General features: G+C 52.2%; 19 protein-coding genes and 3 tRNA genes. 16 read left to right on the top strand and 6 right to left on the bottom strand.

What is annotated here, in order from left to right:
• Positions 1-32: 32 nt before the first annotated feature.
• Positions 33-1649, bottom strand: a complete 1617-nt coding sequence (locus V4U88_RS03675; RefSeq protein WP_334071865.1) for an S-layer homology domain-containing protein — start codon at positions 1647-1649, stop codon at positions 33-35.
• Positions 1650-1889: 240 nt separating this feature from the next.
• Here V4U88_RS03675 and V4U88_RS03670 point away from each other — a divergent pair, with 240 nt between their 5' ends.
• The 7 genes from V4U88_RS03670 (at position 1890) to V4U88_RS03640 (ending at position 9585) form a co-directional block, all read left to right on the top strand.
• Positions 1890-2732, top strand: a complete 843-nt coding sequence (locus V4U88_RS03670) for an ABC transporter ATP-binding protein (protein ID WP_334071864.1) — start codon at positions 1890-1892, stop codon at positions 2730-2732.
• Positions 2695-3795 (top strand): efflux RND transporter periplasmic adaptor subunit, encoded by a 1101-nt coding sequence (locus V4U88_RS03665; RefSeq protein WP_334071863.1) that lies wholly within the window; start codon positions 2695-2697, stop codon positions 3793-3795. Before V4U88_RS03670 ends, V4U88_RS03665 begins: the two co-directional genes overlap by 38 nt.
• Entirely contained in the window at positions 3795-6695 is a 2901-nt protein-coding gene (locus V4U88_RS03660; RefSeq protein ID WP_334071862.1) for an ABC transporter permease, read from the top strand. Before V4U88_RS03665 ends, V4U88_RS03660 begins: the two co-directional genes overlap by 1 nt.
• Before the next feature lie 7 nt (positions 6696-6702).
• Positions 6703-7599, top strand: coding sequence for an ABC transporter ATP-binding protein (locus V4U88_RS03655; protein WP_334072067.1), 897 nt, complete (start codon positions 6703-6705; stop codon positions 7597-7599).
• Positions 7592-9082, top strand: coding sequence for an ABC transporter substrate-binding protein (locus tag V4U88_RS03650; RefSeq protein WP_334071860.1), 1491 nt, complete (start codon positions 7592-7594; stop codon positions 9080-9082). The genes V4U88_RS03655 and V4U88_RS03650 overlap by 8 nt, the downstream gene beginning before the upstream one ends.
• A 332-nt stretch (positions 9083-9414) precedes the next feature.
• A tRNA-Met gene (locus V4U88_RS03645) sits at positions 9415-9488 on the top strand.
• 23 nt (positions 9489-9511) lie between these two features.
• Positions 9512-9585, top strand: a tRNA-Ile gene (locus V4U88_RS03640).
• Between the two features lie 103 nt (positions 9586-9688).
• Here the strand turns inward: V4U88_RS03640 and V4U88_RS03635 are convergent.
• Together V4U88_RS03635 and V4U88_RS03630 are read right to left on the bottom strand one after the other, a co-directional pair.
• Complete coding sequence (locus tag V4U88_RS03635) at positions 9689-10555, bottom strand: YitT family protein (protein ID WP_334071858.1); 867 nt, start codon at positions 10553-10555, stop codon at positions 9689-9691.
• A gap of 22 nt (positions 10556-10577) precedes the next feature.
• Positions 10578-10817 carry a hypothetical protein gene (locus V4U88_RS03630; RefSeq protein ID WP_334071857.1) on the bottom strand — a complete coding sequence of 80 codons (240 nt, stop codon included), beginning with the start codon at positions 10815-10817 and terminating at the stop codon, positions 10578-10580.
• Positions 10818-11011: 194 nt separating this feature from the next.
• Here V4U88_RS03630 and V4U88_RS03625 point away from each other — a divergent pair, with 194 nt between their 5' ends.
• Together V4U88_RS03625 and V4U88_RS03620 are read left to right on the top strand one after the other, a co-directional pair.
• Positions 11012-11908 (top strand): copper amine oxidase N-terminal domain-containing protein, encoded by an 897-nt coding sequence (locus V4U88_RS03625; protein WP_334071856.1) that lies wholly within the window; start codon positions 11012-11014, stop codon positions 11906-11908.
• A gap of 26 nt (positions 11909-11934) precedes the next feature.
• Positions 11935-12405: a DinB family protein gene (locus V4U88_RS03620; protein WP_334071855.1), complete on the top strand. Its 471-nt coding sequence runs from the start codon at positions 11935-11937 to the stop codon at positions 12403-12405.
• Positions 12406-12423: 18 nt separating this feature from the next.
• On the opposite strand, the gene V4U88_RS03615 is transcribed toward V4U88_RS03620, so the two are convergent.
• Positions 12424-12762, bottom strand: coding sequence for a L,D-transpeptidase (locus V4U88_RS03615; RefSeq protein ID WP_334071854.1), 339 nt, complete (start codon positions 12760-12762; stop codon positions 12424-12426).
• A 95-nt stretch (positions 12763-12857) separates the two neighbouring features.
• On the opposite strand from V4U88_RS03615, the gene V4U88_RS03610 reads away from it, so the two are divergent.
• The 6 genes from V4U88_RS03610 to V4U88_RS03585 all read left to right on the top strand — a co-directional run bounded on the left by V4U88_RS03610 (position 12858) and on the right by V4U88_RS03585 (position 15864).
• Complete coding sequence (locus tag V4U88_RS03610) at positions 12858-13310, top strand: GNAT family N-acetyltransferase (RefSeq protein ID WP_442951865.1); 453 nt, start codon at positions 12858-12860, stop codon at positions 13308-13310.
• A gap of 218 nt (positions 13311-13528) precedes the next feature.
• Entirely contained in the window at positions 13529-13789 is a 261-nt protein-coding gene (locus tag V4U88_RS03605) for a spore gernimation protein GerQ (RefSeq protein ID WP_334072065.1), read from the top strand.
• Entirely contained in the window at positions 13786-14196 is a 411-nt protein-coding gene (locus V4U88_RS03600) for a spore coat protein (RefSeq protein ID WP_334071853.1), read from the top strand. The genes V4U88_RS03605 and V4U88_RS03600 overlap by 4 nt, the downstream gene beginning before the upstream one ends.
• Positions 14193-15329 carry a zinc-dependent alcohol dehydrogenase gene (locus tag V4U88_RS03595; RefSeq protein ID WP_334071852.1) on the top strand — a complete coding sequence of 379 codons (1137 nt, stop codon included), beginning with the start codon at positions 14193-14195 and terminating at the stop codon, positions 15327-15329. Before V4U88_RS03600 ends, V4U88_RS03595 begins: the two co-directional genes overlap by 4 nt.
• A gap of 24 nt (positions 15330-15353) precedes the next feature.
• Positions 15354-15548, top strand: coding sequence for a hypothetical protein (locus V4U88_RS03590; protein ID WP_334071851.1), 195 nt, complete (start codon positions 15354-15356; stop codon positions 15546-15548).
• Positions 15549-15561: 13 nt separating this feature from the next.
• Positions 15562-15864, top strand: a complete 303-nt coding sequence (locus tag V4U88_RS03585; protein ID WP_334071850.1) for a spore coat protein — start codon at positions 15562-15564, stop codon at positions 15862-15864.
• Between the two features lie 63 nt (positions 15865-15927).
• Here the strand turns inward: V4U88_RS03585 and V4U88_RS03580 are convergent, their stop codons facing one another.
• Positions 15928-16782 carry a manganese catalase family protein gene (locus tag V4U88_RS03580; protein ID WP_334071849.1) on the bottom strand — a complete coding sequence of 285 codons (855 nt, stop codon included), beginning with the start codon at positions 16780-16782 and terminating at the stop codon, positions 15928-15930.
• 209 nt (positions 16783-16991) lie between these two features.
• On the opposite strand from V4U88_RS03580, the gene V4U88_RS03575 reads away from it, so the two are divergent.
• Positions 16992-17285 (top strand): WGxxGxxG family protein, encoded by a 294-nt coding sequence (locus V4U88_RS03575; protein ID WP_334071848.1) that lies wholly within the window; start codon positions 16992-16994, stop codon positions 17283-17285.
• A gap of 104 nt (positions 17286-17389) precedes the next feature.
• Here the strand turns inward: V4U88_RS03575 and V4U88_RS03570 are convergent.
• Positions 17390-17475 (bottom strand) — tRNA-Leu (locus V4U88_RS03570).
• Positions 17476-17496: the final 21 nt, after the last annotated feature.

Below are 17496 nucleotides of genomic sequence, written 5' to 3'. Positions count from 1 at the left end.
ATGGTGGGGGACAACCTCTTTTGATTATGCGCTTAATTCCCGGGACCTACGATGGCGTCGTATTTCGCCGCATTGCGAAGGGCCGGCCAGATCTCAGGCGTTTCGCCGCCGATATGCCAGAAGGCGAAGCCCGCGATGTCCTTGGACATCGCCAGGCTGTATTTGCTCGTGAGCGAGCGGGTCTCTTCCAGCCAAATCCGGCGCTGGGCGCCCGAGGAGCGGTAGTCGGCCACATATTGGCCGAGTTTGTCGTTCCAGACGGGTTTTGCCCCAAATCGCTTGATTCTTTGGAACTGCTGGGGCAGATTCAAGTCTTCGGATGGAGCCGACGTCCCTGCGCCCCCGTCCATCATCCAGTCCCGGGTAAATAGCGGCAGCGCCAGGATTACCTTGGAGGAGGGAACCTCCTGAAGCAGGTTGTCCAGACCTTTCTCCAGCCAGGGCAGCGAAGCGACGGACCCCGCGCTTCCTCCGCTCCAATGCTCGTCGTAACCCATCATCACAATGTAGTCGGCGATTTTGCCCAATGCTGCGTAATCGTAGGCTTCGGTCCAGTCGGTCTGAAAATCCGGCGACAAGTCTAGGGACAAGACGATGTTGCTCACGTGCAACCGGCGGGCAAGCTCGGCGACAAAGGACGTAAAAGCCTCCCGGTCTTTGGGGGCGACATTTTCAAAGTCGAGGTTGATCCCCTGAACCCCGGTCTGAACCGCCGTATTTGTGATCCGGGTGATAACCTCCGAGGACTTGGTCGTGGAAGTCAACAGAGCATGCGTCGTTGCCTGGTCAAAGCGATTGCCGAAGAGAGGCCACACCTGCTTGCCCTGCTGCTTGGCCCACGCAACGAGAGAAGGCTGACTCTGGATCGAGACGCTGCCGTCCTCGGCCAACAAGAACCACCGGGGCGAAAGCACATTAATGTTGGAATTAAGGACGGACTGTTTGAACTGCGCATCGGTTTGTCCGTATTGCCACCCGATCTGAACGGTAGGCCACGCCGGGGAGGACAACTTCGCTGCCCAGGCCGGATTTTGCAGGAGGCGATCCATGACGGCAGCGATTTCCTGACGTGTCAGGGCCTGTTCCGGGAAAAAATTTCCGCCGTTTCCGTTCATTAGACCGAGCTTCGAAACGGCATAAACTTGAGGACGGGCCCAGACCGCAATGGCGGCATCGTCTTTGTATTTCCCGGCGGTTGGCGAGACGCTGTCGATGGCGATGGCGGTATTCAAAATCCGGCTCAGCCAAACGGCCGTCTCCTGCCGGCTCACCGGCTCCGCGGGCGCAAACCGCCGAGGCCCCTTGCCTGCGGTCAGACCCACTTCGGTGGAAGCTTGGACGCCTTCATAGTACCAGGCGCCGCCAGGGACGTCTTCGTAGGCCGGAATCGGGGAGTCGACGGGTTCCAGACCCAGCAGGCGCTGGAGGATCACGGCAAACTCCGCCCGGGAGATCGGCTCGGTCGGTGAAAACCGGGTGGAGGTGGTGCCGTTCATCAATCCTTTTTCGTACAAGCGGATGATCGCTTCTCTGGCATAACTGGACCCGATGTCGCCGAAAGGCAAATCCTTGCCGTAAACGCGAGGCGGCTGCAAGCTGGTGGTCATCAGGGCGAGCAGGAGAAGGGCGGTTGTTGCGATTTTTATCATAGTGGCCTCTTTTCCAAATCTAGTAGGAATTCTCTTAATACTGTAATACTAGCAAAAACTAATCTATCGATCAGCGCGAAAAATTTGGAAACAAAAATATCAATATCGTAAAAATTCTTGTAACTTTTTGGCATGAATTTTCGTTTATAATGCAGACGTGAAGGATACATAGACCGCAAGGATCCCGCCCGGAGCGTCTAGGGCAGCCAATATTAAACGATGCTAGGAGACCGATACACAATGATGCGATGGCTTCGCAAACCAGTTCATTCCAAAGAAGCTGAAGCGCCGTCCGATGCCCAAGCGTCGGGGGAGACGGAAGCTCCAGCGCAACCGATAATCGATGAATCCGCTAGACATGCGCCGCAGGTTACCGAGGCGAAACCGCCAGCCCGGAACCCGAAGGATGAGGGCCCGGTTTTGATCGTCAGGGAAGTCCACCGTTCTTTTCCGGTGGGAGGCGGAGAGATTCATGTCCTGAAAGGAATTAACATGGAGGTGCGTCCCGGACAGCTCGTCATGCTGAAAGGAAGATCGGGTTCGGGGAAAACAACGCTGCTGAATATGCTGGGCGGTCTCGATCAGCCGTCCACCGGCGAGATTCTGTTCAGGGGTCAACAGCTTCATCTGCTGAACGACGACAAGCGCACGCTGCTAAGGCGCAACCAGATCGGCTTTATTTTTCAGGCATACGCTTTGCTGCCGCTTTTGTCAGCCTGGGAGAATGTCGAACTCTCGCTGCGGATGGCCGGCGTCCCCCAGTCCGAATGGAAGAAGCGCGTAACGCATTGCCTGGAGCTTGTAGGCTTGGGCAAGCGGATGTTCCACCGGCCGTTTGAGCTTTCCGGGGGGGAACAGCAGCGCGTGGCGATCGCCAAGGCGATTGCGCACCGACCTCAATTGCTGTTGGCGGATGAACCGACAGCGAATCTGGACTCGCAAATGGGAGCCCAGGTCATGTCCGTATTTAAGAACATTATACATACGGAGCAAATGACGATTTGTATGACTACTCACGATCCTACAATCTTGGAGGTAGCGGACCATGTTTACGAAATGGTGGATGGAAGATTTATCAACTAGGAAGAGAAGGATCGGCCGCACGCTGGGAATTATGGCGCTCTGTGTCGGTTTTGTCGTTTCTACGGGCTGCGGCCTGCTTCCTAACGAAGAAGAGGAAGAGGTACTACAGGTCATTACGCCTCCGACAATTTCGAAGAAACCGGAATACGTCGTGCGTACCGAACCGATCGAGCTTACGGTGAGCGCCGTCGGCAAGTTGATGAGCCAGCGGGAAGAGCCGCTTTATTTCACGGAGGACGGGCTGCACATCAAAGAGGTTAAGGTCAAACCCGGCGACAAGGTGAAGAAAGGCGATGTGCTCATCCAATTGGACGTGGAGCAATTGCAGAGGGATCTGCGCAAGAAGCGCCTCGATTTCCGCCAGCAGGAACTGACCATGAAGGAGACGCTGCGGACAAAGGATGAAATGACTGAAGTTGACTTTGAAAAGGCGGCCATCGTCTTTGAGGAACAGCGGCAGGAGCTTGCCGATCTCGAGAAAAAAATCGCCGACGGTACCCTGAGAGCCCCGTTTACGGGAACGATCGTCTCGATCAGCGCGAAGAAGGGCGCCACGACAAAGGAATATGAATCCCTCGGGATTATTTCGGACACCTCTTCGTTAGTCGTGGCCGCTTCTTTCTCCAAAGAAGATTTGGAGAAGATCTCCGTCGGCATGAAAGCCAAGGTGGATATCAACTCGGCCGGCGTCTTTGACGGCAGAGTCAAAGTGATGCCGGTGAATACGGGTTCCGAGAATAACGGAAACAACGGCAATAACGACGGCAACTCGCCACCGGAGAAGGATTCGATCGACAAGTATTTGATCGTCCAGCTCGATAAATGGCCGAAGGACGTTGAGCGCGGCCGCCAGCTCAGCGTAACAATCGTAACGCAGCGGAAGGAAAACGCGGTTCTGATTCCGATTTCCGCCCTTCGCTCTATCGGTTCCCGTACGTATGTTCAGGTCATCGAGAAGGATGGAACGAAGCGTGAAGCCGATGTGCAAGTTGGGATGCAAACCCCGACGGACTACGAAATTCTTAAAGGGCTTACGCCGGGGCAGAAAGTAGTGGGTCGCTAATGGGTCTTCCTTTACTGCGTCTGCTGTTCCGCAAAATGTGGAACACCAAATGGCTTACCCTCAGCACCCTGCTCGGTCTGGTTGTTGCGGTCTCGTTTACGGTGAGCATTCCGATGTACTCGGACGGCTCGCTGAAGCGGGTCGTCTCCAGCACGTTGAAAGCGGAGAGCGAGGGATTGCCTGCGGGTTCCCTGGTTATGAGCTATCAAGCTGCGGGTGGCGCCAAAACGGATTTGGCCGGGCTTGAAGCGGTAACCAAGTATATTGTCGAGGATATTCCGAAGGCCATCGGCTTCCCGCACCAAAGTTATGTCAATAACCGGTCCATCCGGGGGACCGAGGTCTATCCCGAGGATCCGACCAAAGTCGATGCCAGCCGGACGAGAACGATGGGTCTCTCTTCGATGAGCGGTTTAAAGGACCATATCTCGGTGACGAGCGGTCAGATGTTTTCGGATCAAACGAACGGCAATGTCATAGAGGCGATGATGCTGGAAGAGGGGATGTACCGTCAGGACTTGCATGTGGGCGATGTGATGGAATATCCCGTCACCAGCGGAGCCAATGTGACTCTGAAGGTGAAGATCGTCGGGGTTTTCCAGCCGCTTAACGATACCGATGCCTATTGGTATCAAGGTATGGACGGGATGATGAATACGTTCTATGTCAGCGAGAAGGCGTTCAATGATGGTCTTCTGAAGCAGTTGAACATTCCGATTTACAGTTCCAGTTGGTATTACGCTTTTGATTTGCGGGAGATCAAGACCGGTCAAATCGGACCCTTGTCCAGTACGCTGGATCGTCTGAATATCGAGTTGTACCAGAAGCTGAAGGATACCAAAGTGGACATCTCATTCGGCAACCTGCTGGATGATTTCCGCAAGCAAAGCTTGCAAATGCAGACGCTATTGTTCACGCTGGCGGCGCCGATGATCGCCATGGTCTTTTATTTTATCGTGATGAACGCCCGCCAGTCCCTGGATAAGCAGCAGAGCGACATCGCCGTGCTGCGAAGCCGGGGGGCTTCAACAAGGCAGATTGTATTTATCTATCTGCTGGAAGGAATTCTCCTTGGAGTGATTTCGCTGGTTGCCGGCCCGTTGCTGGGGTGGTTTATGTCCAAGAGTATCGGCTCCGCCGACGGCTTTTTGGCTTTCGTCAACCGGAAATCGATTCCGGTCGGTTTCAATTTTGACGCGCTCGCATTGGGGGCAGCCGCTGTCATTATTGCGATCCTGGCAACGCTTTTACCGGCGATTTCTTATGCCCGGGCTTCAATCGTCAATGCGAAGCGGAAACAGGCTCGCTCCGACCGACGTCCGGGATGGCAGCGTTGGTTCATCGATATCTTGCTTATGGGCGTGGCCGCGTACGGCTATTATCTGTTCTATGAACGGCAGATGCTCACATTCCAGACCGGAATGACCACGGATGAGCTGCAGGTGCAGCCGTTCCTGTTCTTTGTCCCGGCGCTGGCGATCTTCTCGATCGGCCTGTTCTTCCTGCGGGTCTTCCCGTGGATTCTTAAACTGATTGGCTGGCTCGGCAAGAAATGGCTGCCCGTGCCGTATTATTTGAGTTTGACGCAGTTGTCTCGTTCCGCTTCTTCTTACTATCCGCTGATGATTTTGCTCGTCCTGACGCTCGGGCTCGGGGTTTATAATGCCTCGGCCGCGCGGACGATCGATCTCAATTCTACGGAGCGTACCCTTTACAAATACGGTGCCGACGTAGTCATGCAGACCGTCTGGGAAGCGACGCCCGAGCTGTCGAAGAAACCGCCGAGCAAATCCGGACAGGGTCAAGGCGGTTCCGGAGGCGTGGGCGGTGGAGGTCAAGGCGGAGGCCAGGGGGGTCCCGGTGGCGGTTCTGGCGGAGGACAGCAACCTCCGGCCAAAATGGTTTATTCCTCGGAGCCTCCGTTTGAAGTGTTCCGCCAGCTTGAGGGCGTGGAGCATGCCGCGCGCGTGCTGCAAACGAAAGGAAATATCATTATTTCCGGCCGCTCGGCCGGGCAGGGAAATATCATGGGGATCGACAACGTTGATTTTGCCAAGGTCGCCTGGTTCCGAAACGACTTGTTTCCGGCACATCCTTATCAATATTTGAATTTATTGGGAATGAACGAGAGCGCCGCTCTGATTCCGTCCAATCTGGCGGAGAAATTCAAACTGAAGGTCGGCGATGTTTTCACGGTATCCATGGGAGAAGCTACCATCGAATTTGCGGTTTACGGGATCCTTCCGTACTGGCCGAGTCAGTATCCGGATGAAAAGCCGTTTGTTATCGCCAATCTGGATTACATTTATGATCAGTCGCCGCTTATTCCGTATGAAGTGTGGCTGAAGATGAAACCCGGCGCAAAGGTCGCTCCGCTCATTACCAAACTGGCGGAGAAAAATGTTGACCTTTACTCCGTAAAGGATGTGCGGAGCGAGCTCGCTGCGCAGAGCAAGCATCCGACCCGGGGCGGGGTGTTCGGGATTCTGAGTTTGGGCTTTATGGTATCGGTCATCGTTTCGCTGATCGGTTATGTATTGTACTGGTTCTTCAATTTGTCGGGCCGGGTCGTACAATTTGGAATTTTGCGCGCGATGGGGTTGTCGCGCAAGCAGCTCACCTTTATGCTGCTGACCGAACAAATTTTGACCGCGGGTCTATCCATCGTGCTTGGGATTGTGATCGGGAAAGTCGCCGGTCAACTGTATCTTCCGTTCTTGCAAACGACGGATAATGTCACGACGCAGGTGCCGCCTTTCCGCATCATCTTCAATTCCTCGGATACGCTGAAACTTTATGTGGTTGTCCTGGTGATGCTGATTATGGGAGCCGGGCTGTTGTTCTGGCAAATCCGGCGGCTGCGTGTTCATCAGGCCGTGAAGATGGGAGAGGAGCGGTAAGATGAGTATGATCCATTGCGAGGGCTTGGTTAAAATTTTTAAATCCGAAGACATCGAGGTCGTCGCACTCCAGGGCCTGAATTTAACGGTCGAGGAAGGCGAGATGATGGCGATTATCGGAAATAGCGGCAGCGGGAAATCGACGCTGCTCAATATGCTCGGCGGCCTCGACCGTCCGTCCGCGGGCCAGGTTCATGTCGGGGGATGGGATCTGTTAAAGATCTCGGACGATCAATTGGTAGAATACAAACGAAAGACGGTAGGTTTCGTTTGGCAGAACAACGCCAGAAACTTGCTGCCTTACTTGACGGCTCTGGAAAATGTAGAAATGCCGATGCTGCTGACCGGAAAGCTGGATCGGGCTTATGCCAAACAGCTATTGGAATGGGTGGGGTTGAAAGATCGGATGCACAACAAGCTCCACCAGCTTTCCGGCGGGGAACAGCAGCGCGTGGCGATCGCGATCTCGCTTTCCAACCGTCCGAAGATGCTGCTTGCCGACGAACCTACGGGTTCAGTCGACACGGCGACTTCGGATAAGATCATGGACATTTTTCGAAAAGTCAATAAAGAACTGGGCATTACGATTGTTATCGTAACCCACGACTTGACCCTCGCCGGAAAAGTAGACCGGGTTGTTGCGATCCGCGACGGGTTGACGAGTACGGAATTTGTGAAGCGGAATCCGAATCTGGATCTGGCAGCCGGGGAAGCCGGATTCGGGGGCGGAGGCTTACAGGAAGTTCATGAAGCGTTTGTGGTCGTCGACAGGGTCGGCCGGCTGCAGGTGCCTAAGGAGTATTTGGAAGCCGTAGGCATCGGCGGACGCGCAAGTATGGAGTTTGACGGCGAGAAGATCGTAATCACGGCGCCGAAACCACTGGAGGGGGACAGTCATGAATAAGAGCAAATTCGGAAAGTTGAGAAAGACTCTTTCGGTTGCACTGGTTGCGACATTGGCATTGGGGCTTTTGGCCGGCTGCAACGGGGGCAAGGCAGCGACGAAGAAAGAAGAAAAAGTGCTGCGTATCGGCATGCTGTACGGAAGCTCGGACGATTCCTGGTTCCGTCAGCAATACACGGATATTTTCGAATATACCAATCCGAATATAAAAATCGAGATCGTGACTGCGAACAGTAACAGCCGTTATGGCAACGGCACGGAGCAGGAGCAGCAGCCGGATCCATTAGAGAGCATGAAGAAGATCATGACCGGCAGCAACCCGGTGGATGTCGTCGTTACGGACACGGGAACCCTGAAACAGTTGATTGATGAAAATTTGGTAAAGTCACTGGAGCCGATGATTCAAGAGGATAAATTCGATACGAGCGATTTCGTCCCAGCCGTCATTGACGGCATCAAGGACATCGGTGGCGGCACTCTTTACGCGTTAACCCCATCGTTCAGTTCGTCGGCTCTTTTTTACAACAAAAAGTTGTTTGCCGATGCCGGGGTAGAGCCTCCTACGGACAAATCGACCTGGGAGGATATCTTTAATAAAGCCAGTCGGGTTGCGAAAGGCGAGGGAAAGGATCGCGTATACGGCTTCTCCTTCAATCGCTATAGAGGCCAAGATCCGTTCTGGGATATGCAGTATACCTACATGAGCGGTCTTCAACTGAAAACTTTTGATGACAAAGCGGAAACGATGACCGTCAACTCTCCGCAGTGGGCCAAGGTATGGGAGACGATCAGCAAACTGGCCAAGGAAAAAATCATGCCGGACAGTTCCAGTTACGACCCGAACGAGCCTTGGACTCCGCTCAGCGACGACCTGTTCTTATCCGGAAAAGTGGCGATGACCATCGAGGGCAATTATTATATCGACGAATTGGCTGATGCGAACAATAATGCCGCCAAAATCAAAAACTTCAAGCCGGTGGACTGGGATGTGGTCACGATCCCTGTTCATCCCGAAAAGCCGGACGTAGGGGGCAACATTAATCTGACCAATACGTTCTCGATCAACACGAATGCTCCGAATGCGGAAGCCGCCTGGGACTTTCTCAGGTTCATTAACGGGGAAGAATTCGCGAAGCTGAAATCCCGGAGCAATACGTCCGAGATGGTGGCCCGCAAATCTTATATCCAGCCTAGACAGGGATTATCCTATAATATTCAGGCGTTCTATTTGCTTAAACCGGTCCCGCCTATCAATGCAAAAACCGATAAATTGATGATGGAGAAACCGGGACTTTACAATGTGACATCCATTGGAAGAACCTACTTCCAGCAAGTTATGGAAAACAAGAAAACACCGGAGGAGGCGCTCAAGGAATGGGCGGAGAAGGGGAACAAGATGCTCCAGGAAATCAAGCTCAATCCTAAGACGCAGTTCCAGGAAGACGGTACGCCATTCGTTCCGGAGGAAGCTCCGCAAGGCTGACCTTTTCAAGCTCATGGCCGCCCTTAAAAAGGGCGGCTTTTTTTGTCCGAAATTGGGTAATCTATAGGTAAGACAGGAAGGATCATCATACAAGGAAAGGAGTCAAACGGGAATGCGCTGGGTGTATTTTAACAAGCTGTACAGAACAAAATTTCAAGCGGGCTGCCTTGCCCGAAGATTGGAACATGACGGTTGGATTTACGGATTCGATGAAATGCGGGCCATTGAAATTTTCAGGTCGCGAAAAGGAAAATATGGGGTAAGATTTATTCCGTAACCCTTGACTTGGAGTGAGTTAATCGTGTATACTATTGATTGTCGCTATTTACTGACGCGGGGTGGAGCAGCCCGGTAGCTCGTCGGGCTCATAACCCGAAGGCCGCAGGTTCAAATCCTGCCCCCGCAATCTAATTTGTTTGTTTGGAATGCGGGCCCTTAGCTCAGTTGGTTAGAGCGGTCGGCTCATAACCGATTGGTCACAGGTTCGAGTCCTGTAGGGCCCATATGTGAAACCCCTTGCCTAGCAAGGGGTTTTTGCTATTTTAGAGAATGATAGCCCCGGGCAATGCGGATCGAATTTACATCGCTCGGGGAGCGGCTTGTATGTTAGTGTATGCTCTTCTTTTCCATGCTTCCGCCCAGCACATCAGCTACATTTTGAATCGAGATAAACGCCTTCGGGTCGATTTCCTGGACGACGGCTTTGAGCTTGGCCACTTCCAGCCGTGTGATCACGCAATAGATCATTTGGGTGTCTTCCTTAGAGAATCCTCCTTTGGCGTACAGCAGTGTGGTTGCGCGGCCCAGGCGGGCCAGTATGGCTTCGGATATTTCCTCAAACTGACCCGATATGATGGTGACGGATTTGGACTCATCGAGACCCTGCACCACAACGTCCATCACTTTGGCCGCAATATAGAAGGCAAAGATGGAGTACATTGCGGAATCGGCGCCAAATACAAACCCGGCGATCGTAAAGATAAAAATATTGATAATCATGATAATCTGGCCAACCGGAAGACGTAATTTCTTGGACAGCAGAATCGCTACGATTTCCGAACCGTCCAGTGCGCCTCCAAAGCGGATTACGAGGCCTACCCCGGCGCCCAAAATCAGACCGCCAAACAGAACGGCGAGAATTTTCTCTTCCGTAAAAGAATCGACATCGTGCAAATAAGCGGTAGTCAACGACAGCAGGGTAATCCCGTAAAGTGTGGAGATCACGAAGGTTTTGCCAATTTGCTTATAACCGAAAATCAGAAAGGGAAGGTTAATCAGGAAAATAAATATCCCCAGGGGAATCGGCGTTATTTTGGACAGAACGATGGAAATCCCGGTGATGCCGCCGTCGATAATTTCGTTCGGTACGAGAAACATTTCAAGGGCCACGGCCATGAGAATGGCGCCGATGGAGATGAAGAAAAATCGTTTCAATATCGTGGCGATGGTCAATTTGCGGTGTTCTTTGGGCATGTTACCACTCCTCTTTCTAAGTTTAACGTTCTGAGAGATGTCTCATTTTCGAGGCCGGGTTGACTCTTTCCGGTTCGGAGGAGATCTCAAATTCGGCCTGCAGTTCCTTCAAGATCATATCCGTGGCCGACATCTGTCCCCGCAGAAAATCCGATATTTCTTTATAGTCGCTTTCGTCCAGTTGGGACTTTAGTGTTTCTTTACGTTGTCGTAATCTTTCCACAAAATGTTCGATTTTTGATTTGCGGAACGTCTCGGCCATGTGTCAAACCCACCCTTTCGTTAATAATTGTATACATATGTATACATTATACCTCATTGCATCGGGTGAAGCCAGGTGATGGATGACCTTTCTGCATCAAAACTGCTTAGCTTCGGGGGAGAGTAACTTTTTGGTGCTCCGATGCGTTAAAAGTAATGGGTTGTTTATAAGTAGAAAAGGTGGGAGCGGTTAAGATGAATTATTGGAAAAAAGGACTGGTTATCGGGATTACGGCTTGTTCGCTGCTTGCGGGGAACCTTTCGGCATATGCGCAATCGGCGACAAACGTAACAAGTGTTTATATCAACGGAAATCCGGAATGGGAGGCCATTCAGCAGCAAAACCGGACCTATGTCCCGCTTGCGGTTCTGAAAGATCCGGCCTGGAGCATCCGCTATGAAGCTAAAACGAAAACGGTGGTTATCTCAAGTCCGGTGCAAAAAAAGACGATCCGGTTAAAACAGGGAAATAAGAGCGCCGAGGTGAACGGCAAAGCGAAGGCGTTGGAAGAGGGCGTGATCATGAAAGACGGACGCACTTACTTGCCGCTCCGCTTTGTTTCGGAAGAACTAAACGCGTATGTCGGCTACAATAAAGAGCAGAATCGCGTGGTGATTCGGACGCCGGAAGGGCAACGTGATTACGAGACTCTTATGGGCGGGGATCTGACGAAAGCCCGTGAAATTGTCGTCGGTCTGCAGCTCGTGTACGATAAGAACGACAAGGAGCTGCCCGTCACCGGGGAAGGATTCACAATGACGCATACGTTCCCAAAAGGGGAAGCGCTGCGTCTGCTGAGGGACTACAAAGACATGACCTGGTATGCGGAAGTGAATGAAGAAGGCTTGCTGACGGTGAAGTGGCAGAAGAGTTCTGGCGACAAGAGAGAAGCGGGTGTTCCCCCCAAGCCATTTAAAGAAGCGGTATTTTTCAGCGAAAACTTTATGGCGGAACTGTTGATGTACGGAACGGTCGACAAAGCGGGAGTCTACGAGGAAGCCGGGAGACTTGACCAGGGGGAAGCCGGGCCGTATCAGCACGCCCGTATCGTTCCGGTCGAGGGAGAAGAAAGAACCGATGCGAAACAATAACAACATGACAGACAAGGAGTATTTTGATGAATGCGGTTGAAGCCATAATTCTAAATTTCGAAGAAATCAGACGTCGGAGCATTAAAGTTTGGGAGAGTGTACCGGCAGATAAGCTGGAATGGAAGCCGGACCCGGAAGCCATGAGTATCAAGGAGATGATCCGTCATGTTTTGGACAGCGAGCACTACTATCATTTGGCCTTGCTGAACGGGGGAAGCCTGCTGTCCTACGATTCTCCCTATGACAACCGGGAATTCACGACGGTTCGTGAAGAACTAGCCGTTGCGGCCCCTTATCGGGAGAAATTTTTGGCGACCGTGAAATCCTATGCGGCGGAAGACTTGACGAATTTGAAAATTGACCGGAGCGATGTCGGCTATGTTCGTTCTCTTGGCGATATGCTGATGCGCATCGCTTATCACGAAGCGGTTCACACCGGTCAACTGCTGGATTACTTAAGGACGGCGGGGATCGCGCGGCCAAGGGTATGGGATTAATGGGGCATAAGCCCCCTTTTATTGGCGAATGTGTACGCTCGTACCGATAGGCACCAGACCGGCTAATTCAACGACATCCTGATTGTACATACGAATACAGCCATGGGAAACCTGCTTTCCGATGGAGGAAGGGTTATTGGTTCCATGGATGCCGTAATGGGGTCTCGACAATCCCATCCAATAGGCTCCGAAGGGACCGCCGGGGTTTGGCGCCTTGTTAACGATCGTATAGTAGCCTTCGGGCGTTTGCGTCAGCATGGTGCCGATCCCGACCGGAAAGCCGCGAACCACCTTGTTCTGATCAAGCAGATACAACATTCGATCGGACAAATCCACAATGATGCGGTAATTCGGCATTCCTTTGCTCACCCCCTTTTTTGAATCAGTGTATGGGAGGATGGCGGAGCGGGTTTGGGCCGACGACTACATTATTTAAGGGGAGAAGAAAAGATATGGTATTGAGTCGGTCTATTATTCCGTATCAGAATCATCATCATGATCGCTTGGCGGAAATTTGGCTGCGGGCGGTGCGTGAGACGCACACATTTTTAACGGAAGAAGACATTTTTTTCTACTATGATATTGTCCGCGGTGGAGTGCTGAACGAAGTTGAGATTTGGGTAGGCCTGGACGAGCGCGAGCAGCCTGTCGGCTTTATCGGTCTGGATGGCCTTCATATTGAAATGCTGTTTATCGATCCTTCCTATCACAATAAGGGATGGGGGACCCGGCTTATCCGGCATGTCGAGAATTTGAAGGGCAGCCGGCTTACGGTGGATGTGAATGAGCAGAATCCGGGAGCATGCACATTTTATAAAAGGCACGGCTTCGTCCAAATCGGACGTTCCGAGCGGGATGGTTCGGACAGACCTTTTCCGCTGCTCCATATGGAATTAAGAAGATAACAAGTATTGCCCAATGAAACTGCCGAGAAGGCAGTTTTTTTATAGTTGAAACTCGTTATATAAGTTTTATATAGCATCTAACGTATCTCGGGAGCGAGTTGCCATAGGCATTTAAGCCGGCAACCCGCTCTTTTGCATATAAGAATAATCAAGGGGAAAGGTACAAATGATGACTGTAATCGATTGTTATTAAGCCATAGGAGATGATCGCGATGCCAATGGAAACCGGAAGACTTGGAGCTCACGAAGCATTGGAGGTTCACGAGATGCTGAATTTCAAGACACTCTGTGCGGCGAAATCGAAGCTGCTGCAAGGGCTTGTTTTCGACCAGGAGCTCAAGGATCTCATGGAAAAGGACGTGCAGCAATCGCTGCAGGACATTTCCAACCTGCAAATGCTGTATCAAAACGCTTCTTTTCAGACGGCGATCCCGGAATTCCGTCCCACCCCCATTTTGGATAAAGGTGACTTAAGATGAAAACAAACCCGATGAATTTACCCTCAATGGACACGCTGGACCCTATCAATGCATTGAATATGCCGGAAACATCAGATATGACACTGGCGATGGATTTTTTGATGCGGGCGAAGGAAGGGGTTCGCAACACGGCGGCCGCCCTTACGGAATCCGTCGTCCCGCAAACGCGGGTTTTGCTGCGGAGTCAGCTGCATCAAGCGATTCAGATGCACCAGGAAATCACGGAACTGATGGTGCGAAAAAAGTGGTTCCATCCCCATGATCTTCAGGAGCAGTATCAACTGGATCAACTTTCGGCTCACAAAACGGTACAAATCGCCCAAATGAAGCTGTATCCGGACGATACACGCCGTATCGGCATGTTTGATCGTACTCCGGATGAGCATAAGAAGGAGAGTCAAGCATGAAAGCCGTAACGTATCAAGGATTGAAAAATGTGGTTGTAAAAGAAGTGCCCGACCCCAAGATCGAAAAGCCGGACGACATGATCGTGCGGATGACCACTACGGCAATCTGCGGCTCGGATCTTCATCTGCTCCATGGCATAATTCCCAATCTCGGTGAAGATTACATTATCGGACATGAGCCGATGGGCATTGTGGAAGAGGTGGGCCCGGATGTTACTCAGTTGAAAAAAGGCGACAGGGTCGTGATCCCGTTCAATATCAGCTGTGGGGAATGTTTTTACTGTAAAAACCAATTGGAGAGCCAATGCGACAACTCCAACGAGAACGGGGAGGTGGGCGCGTATTTCGGTTATTCCGGGAATACCGGCGGCTACCCGGGCGGACAAGCGGAATACCTGCGGGTCCCGTTCGCCAACTTTACGCATTTTAAAATTCCGGAAAGCTGTGAGCACCCGGATGAAAAGCTCTGCCTCATTGCGGACGTGATGACAACGGCTTATTGGAGTGTGGATAATGCCGGCGTAAAGGATGGGGACACTGTCATTGTTCTGGGCTGCGGCCCGGTAGGTTTGCTGGTCCAGAAAATCTGCTGGCTAAAAGGCGCAAAACGGGTGATTGCCGTCGATTATATCGATTACCGCCTTCGTCACGCCAAGAAGAATAATCACGTAGAGATCGTCAACGCCGGGGAACAGGATAATCCCGGGGGCTATCTTAAGGAGCTTACCAAGGGGGGCGCCGACGTGGTCATCGATTGTACCGGAATGAGCGGAAAAATGACCCCGATGGAGTCCCTGGCTTCCGGATTGAAGCTCCACGGCGGTGCGATGGGGGGGATCATCATAGCTTCCCAAGCTGTCAGAAAAGGCGGGACGATTCAAATTACCGGCGTTTATGGCGGCCGGTATAACGCATTCCCGCTGGGGGATATTTTTCAACGGAATATCAATCTAAGGACAGGGCAAGCGCCGGTTATCCACTATATGCCCTATATGTATGAGTTGATCGACACGGGCAAAGTAGATCCGGGCGATATCATCACCCATGTCATCCCGCTGAGCGAGGCCAAGAGGGGCTATGAGATTTTTGATACGAAGACGGACGATTGCATCAAAGTCATGTTGAAGCCTTGAGTTTGAATGGAGGGACACGAGAGAATGAGTTACGCGCTGCACGAAACACTGGAGGTTCATGAACTGGCCGCTTTCAAAACGGTTTGTATGACGAAATCGAAAACGATGCAAGGACTGGTGTCGGATGAAGAACTGAAGCGGATTCTTAAGGAAGATGTCGCTGTCTCGACCAGGCAGCTGCAGGAGCTGGAAGCGGTCCTTAAGCGGGCCGCACACTAAGGAGGAGTGCGCATTGAACATCTTGTTGGAATACTTCACCGGAATGAAATCGCTGACGGATCAAATCATCGCGATGGACCTCCTGATCTCGGCCAAGAGCGGGGTCAGAAACTATGCGATGGCACTGACCGAAGCAGGGACACCGGAGGTTAAGGAGATGCTGAGCAAGCAGTTGGAGGAAGCCATCGATATGCATGAGCGTATTTCGTTGTACTTGATGGAACGAGGTTGGTACCATCCCTGGAACGTCGGCGAGCAAATCGGGCTCGATGTGCAGAATATCGAAACGGCTATGAAGGTGCCCAGCCTGGGCTAATTTCGTAAAAAAACACCGGCTTAACCGGAACTTCTCCGGTTTAAGCGGTGTTTTTGCCATCGATTAGGCATTCAGGTCATACAGGCCCGGACTGTGTTCGTTCGGCAATTCGGGCAGAATCGGAAGCGGATAGCCCTCCGGCGGGTTCGAGACCTCCAACGTTCCACCGTTTCGGCTAGGTGTCTGGCCGCTGAAAATTTCGCCGATCCGGGTCGGGTCGAGCCGGAAGTTGAACTGGGCGTTATGGAAACCCATATCGACGTATTTGCGGCACTCCGGATACTTGTTGATGTCATAGTTCGGCACGGGGAACAGCTTCCCCCAATTGACGCCGAGCGTCTCCAGCGCCTTGGCAAACGCGTTTTGGTGCGCATTGTCACGGACGATCAGAAAGGCCAGCGTTTCGCGGAACGTTTTGTTGGAGCTCATCTCGTAGATCCGGGATTTTTGCAGCACGCCGGTCGATTCCAGCACCAGGTTATCCAGCAGATCGCTGATCAGGTTCCCGTGGCTGTAAACATAGTTCCCGTTCCAGGGATTGCCTGCGGCATCGACCGGAAGCGAGCTTTGGGCCCCCATGATGAAATGATGCGGGTTGGCATGCCTGACCGCCTCATCCAGCGGAGCACCATCGGCTCCCGCGTTACCGGGCATCGGTTCGCCCGAGCCGGTTAGCAGTTGATTAATCGTGTGCTGGACCAGTTCGACGTGGCTGATCTCTTCCAGAAATACCCCGCGGATCAAATCGCGAAATTGCGTGGCGTTCCCGCGGAAGTTATTGCTTTGGAAGAAAAACTGCATCATCGTGCGCATTTCGCCGAAACGCCCGCCAAGCGTCTCCTGAATGACCTTGGCCGCCTCCGGGTCCGGTTTGTCCGGTACGATAATGTTAATTAAATCCTCTTTATAGAAATACATTCGGCACCTCCTCAAATTTACAGGGTCGACAGCGAAACTGAAGCTTCCATAGTTTGCTTCTTTCTCTAGGACTTATGCGAAAAATACTTTTGACCATATTGCCCTGCCTATCGTTTCTTTATCATCAATGCCTACCATCTTTGCATAAAGGGGGCGGTTTCCGGGAAACTTACGAAACGTAGCTACTATAACCCAGGAGGTGCATCCTTTTGAAAAAGAGCTTGAAAACCTTGCTCGTAACCGCGTTGATTTCCAGCGCGTTCGCTTTGCCTGCTTCGGCTTACGGTACAACAGGCAGCGGTGCCGGCGGTATGACCGGAACCGGCGGGGGCAATATGACCGACAATACGACGGGCAATTATTCGACAAGAGGCAATTACTCGACGAATAATGTCCGGGCCAATGCCGCCAATGACAACGATGGCGTGGATTGGGGCTGGCTCGGTCTGCTCGGCCTGCTTGGCTTGGCAGGTATGCGCAGAAGAGAAACCGACCGCCGCTAATCCGTTTGGAGCATCCGGCAGAAAAGGTCTCCTTGGAGGCCTTTTTTTGCTGGCACAAAAAAAGAGCACCTCAATTAAGAGGAGCTCTTCGTCACTTCAAATAATGCCGAGGACCGGGCTCGAACCGGTACGGTAGTCACCTACCGCAGGATTTTAAGTCCTGTGCGTCTGCCAATTCCGCCACCCCGGCAGGGAAATGCGGGAAAAATCC

It is taken from the genome of Paenibacillus sp. A14 (genome assembly GCF_036864815.1).
Lineage (GTDB): Bacteria > Bacillota > Bacilli > Paenibacillales > Paenibacillaceae > Fontibacillus > Fontibacillus sanfengchensis.
This window is presented reverse-complemented; position numbering and strand designations above follow the sequence as displayed.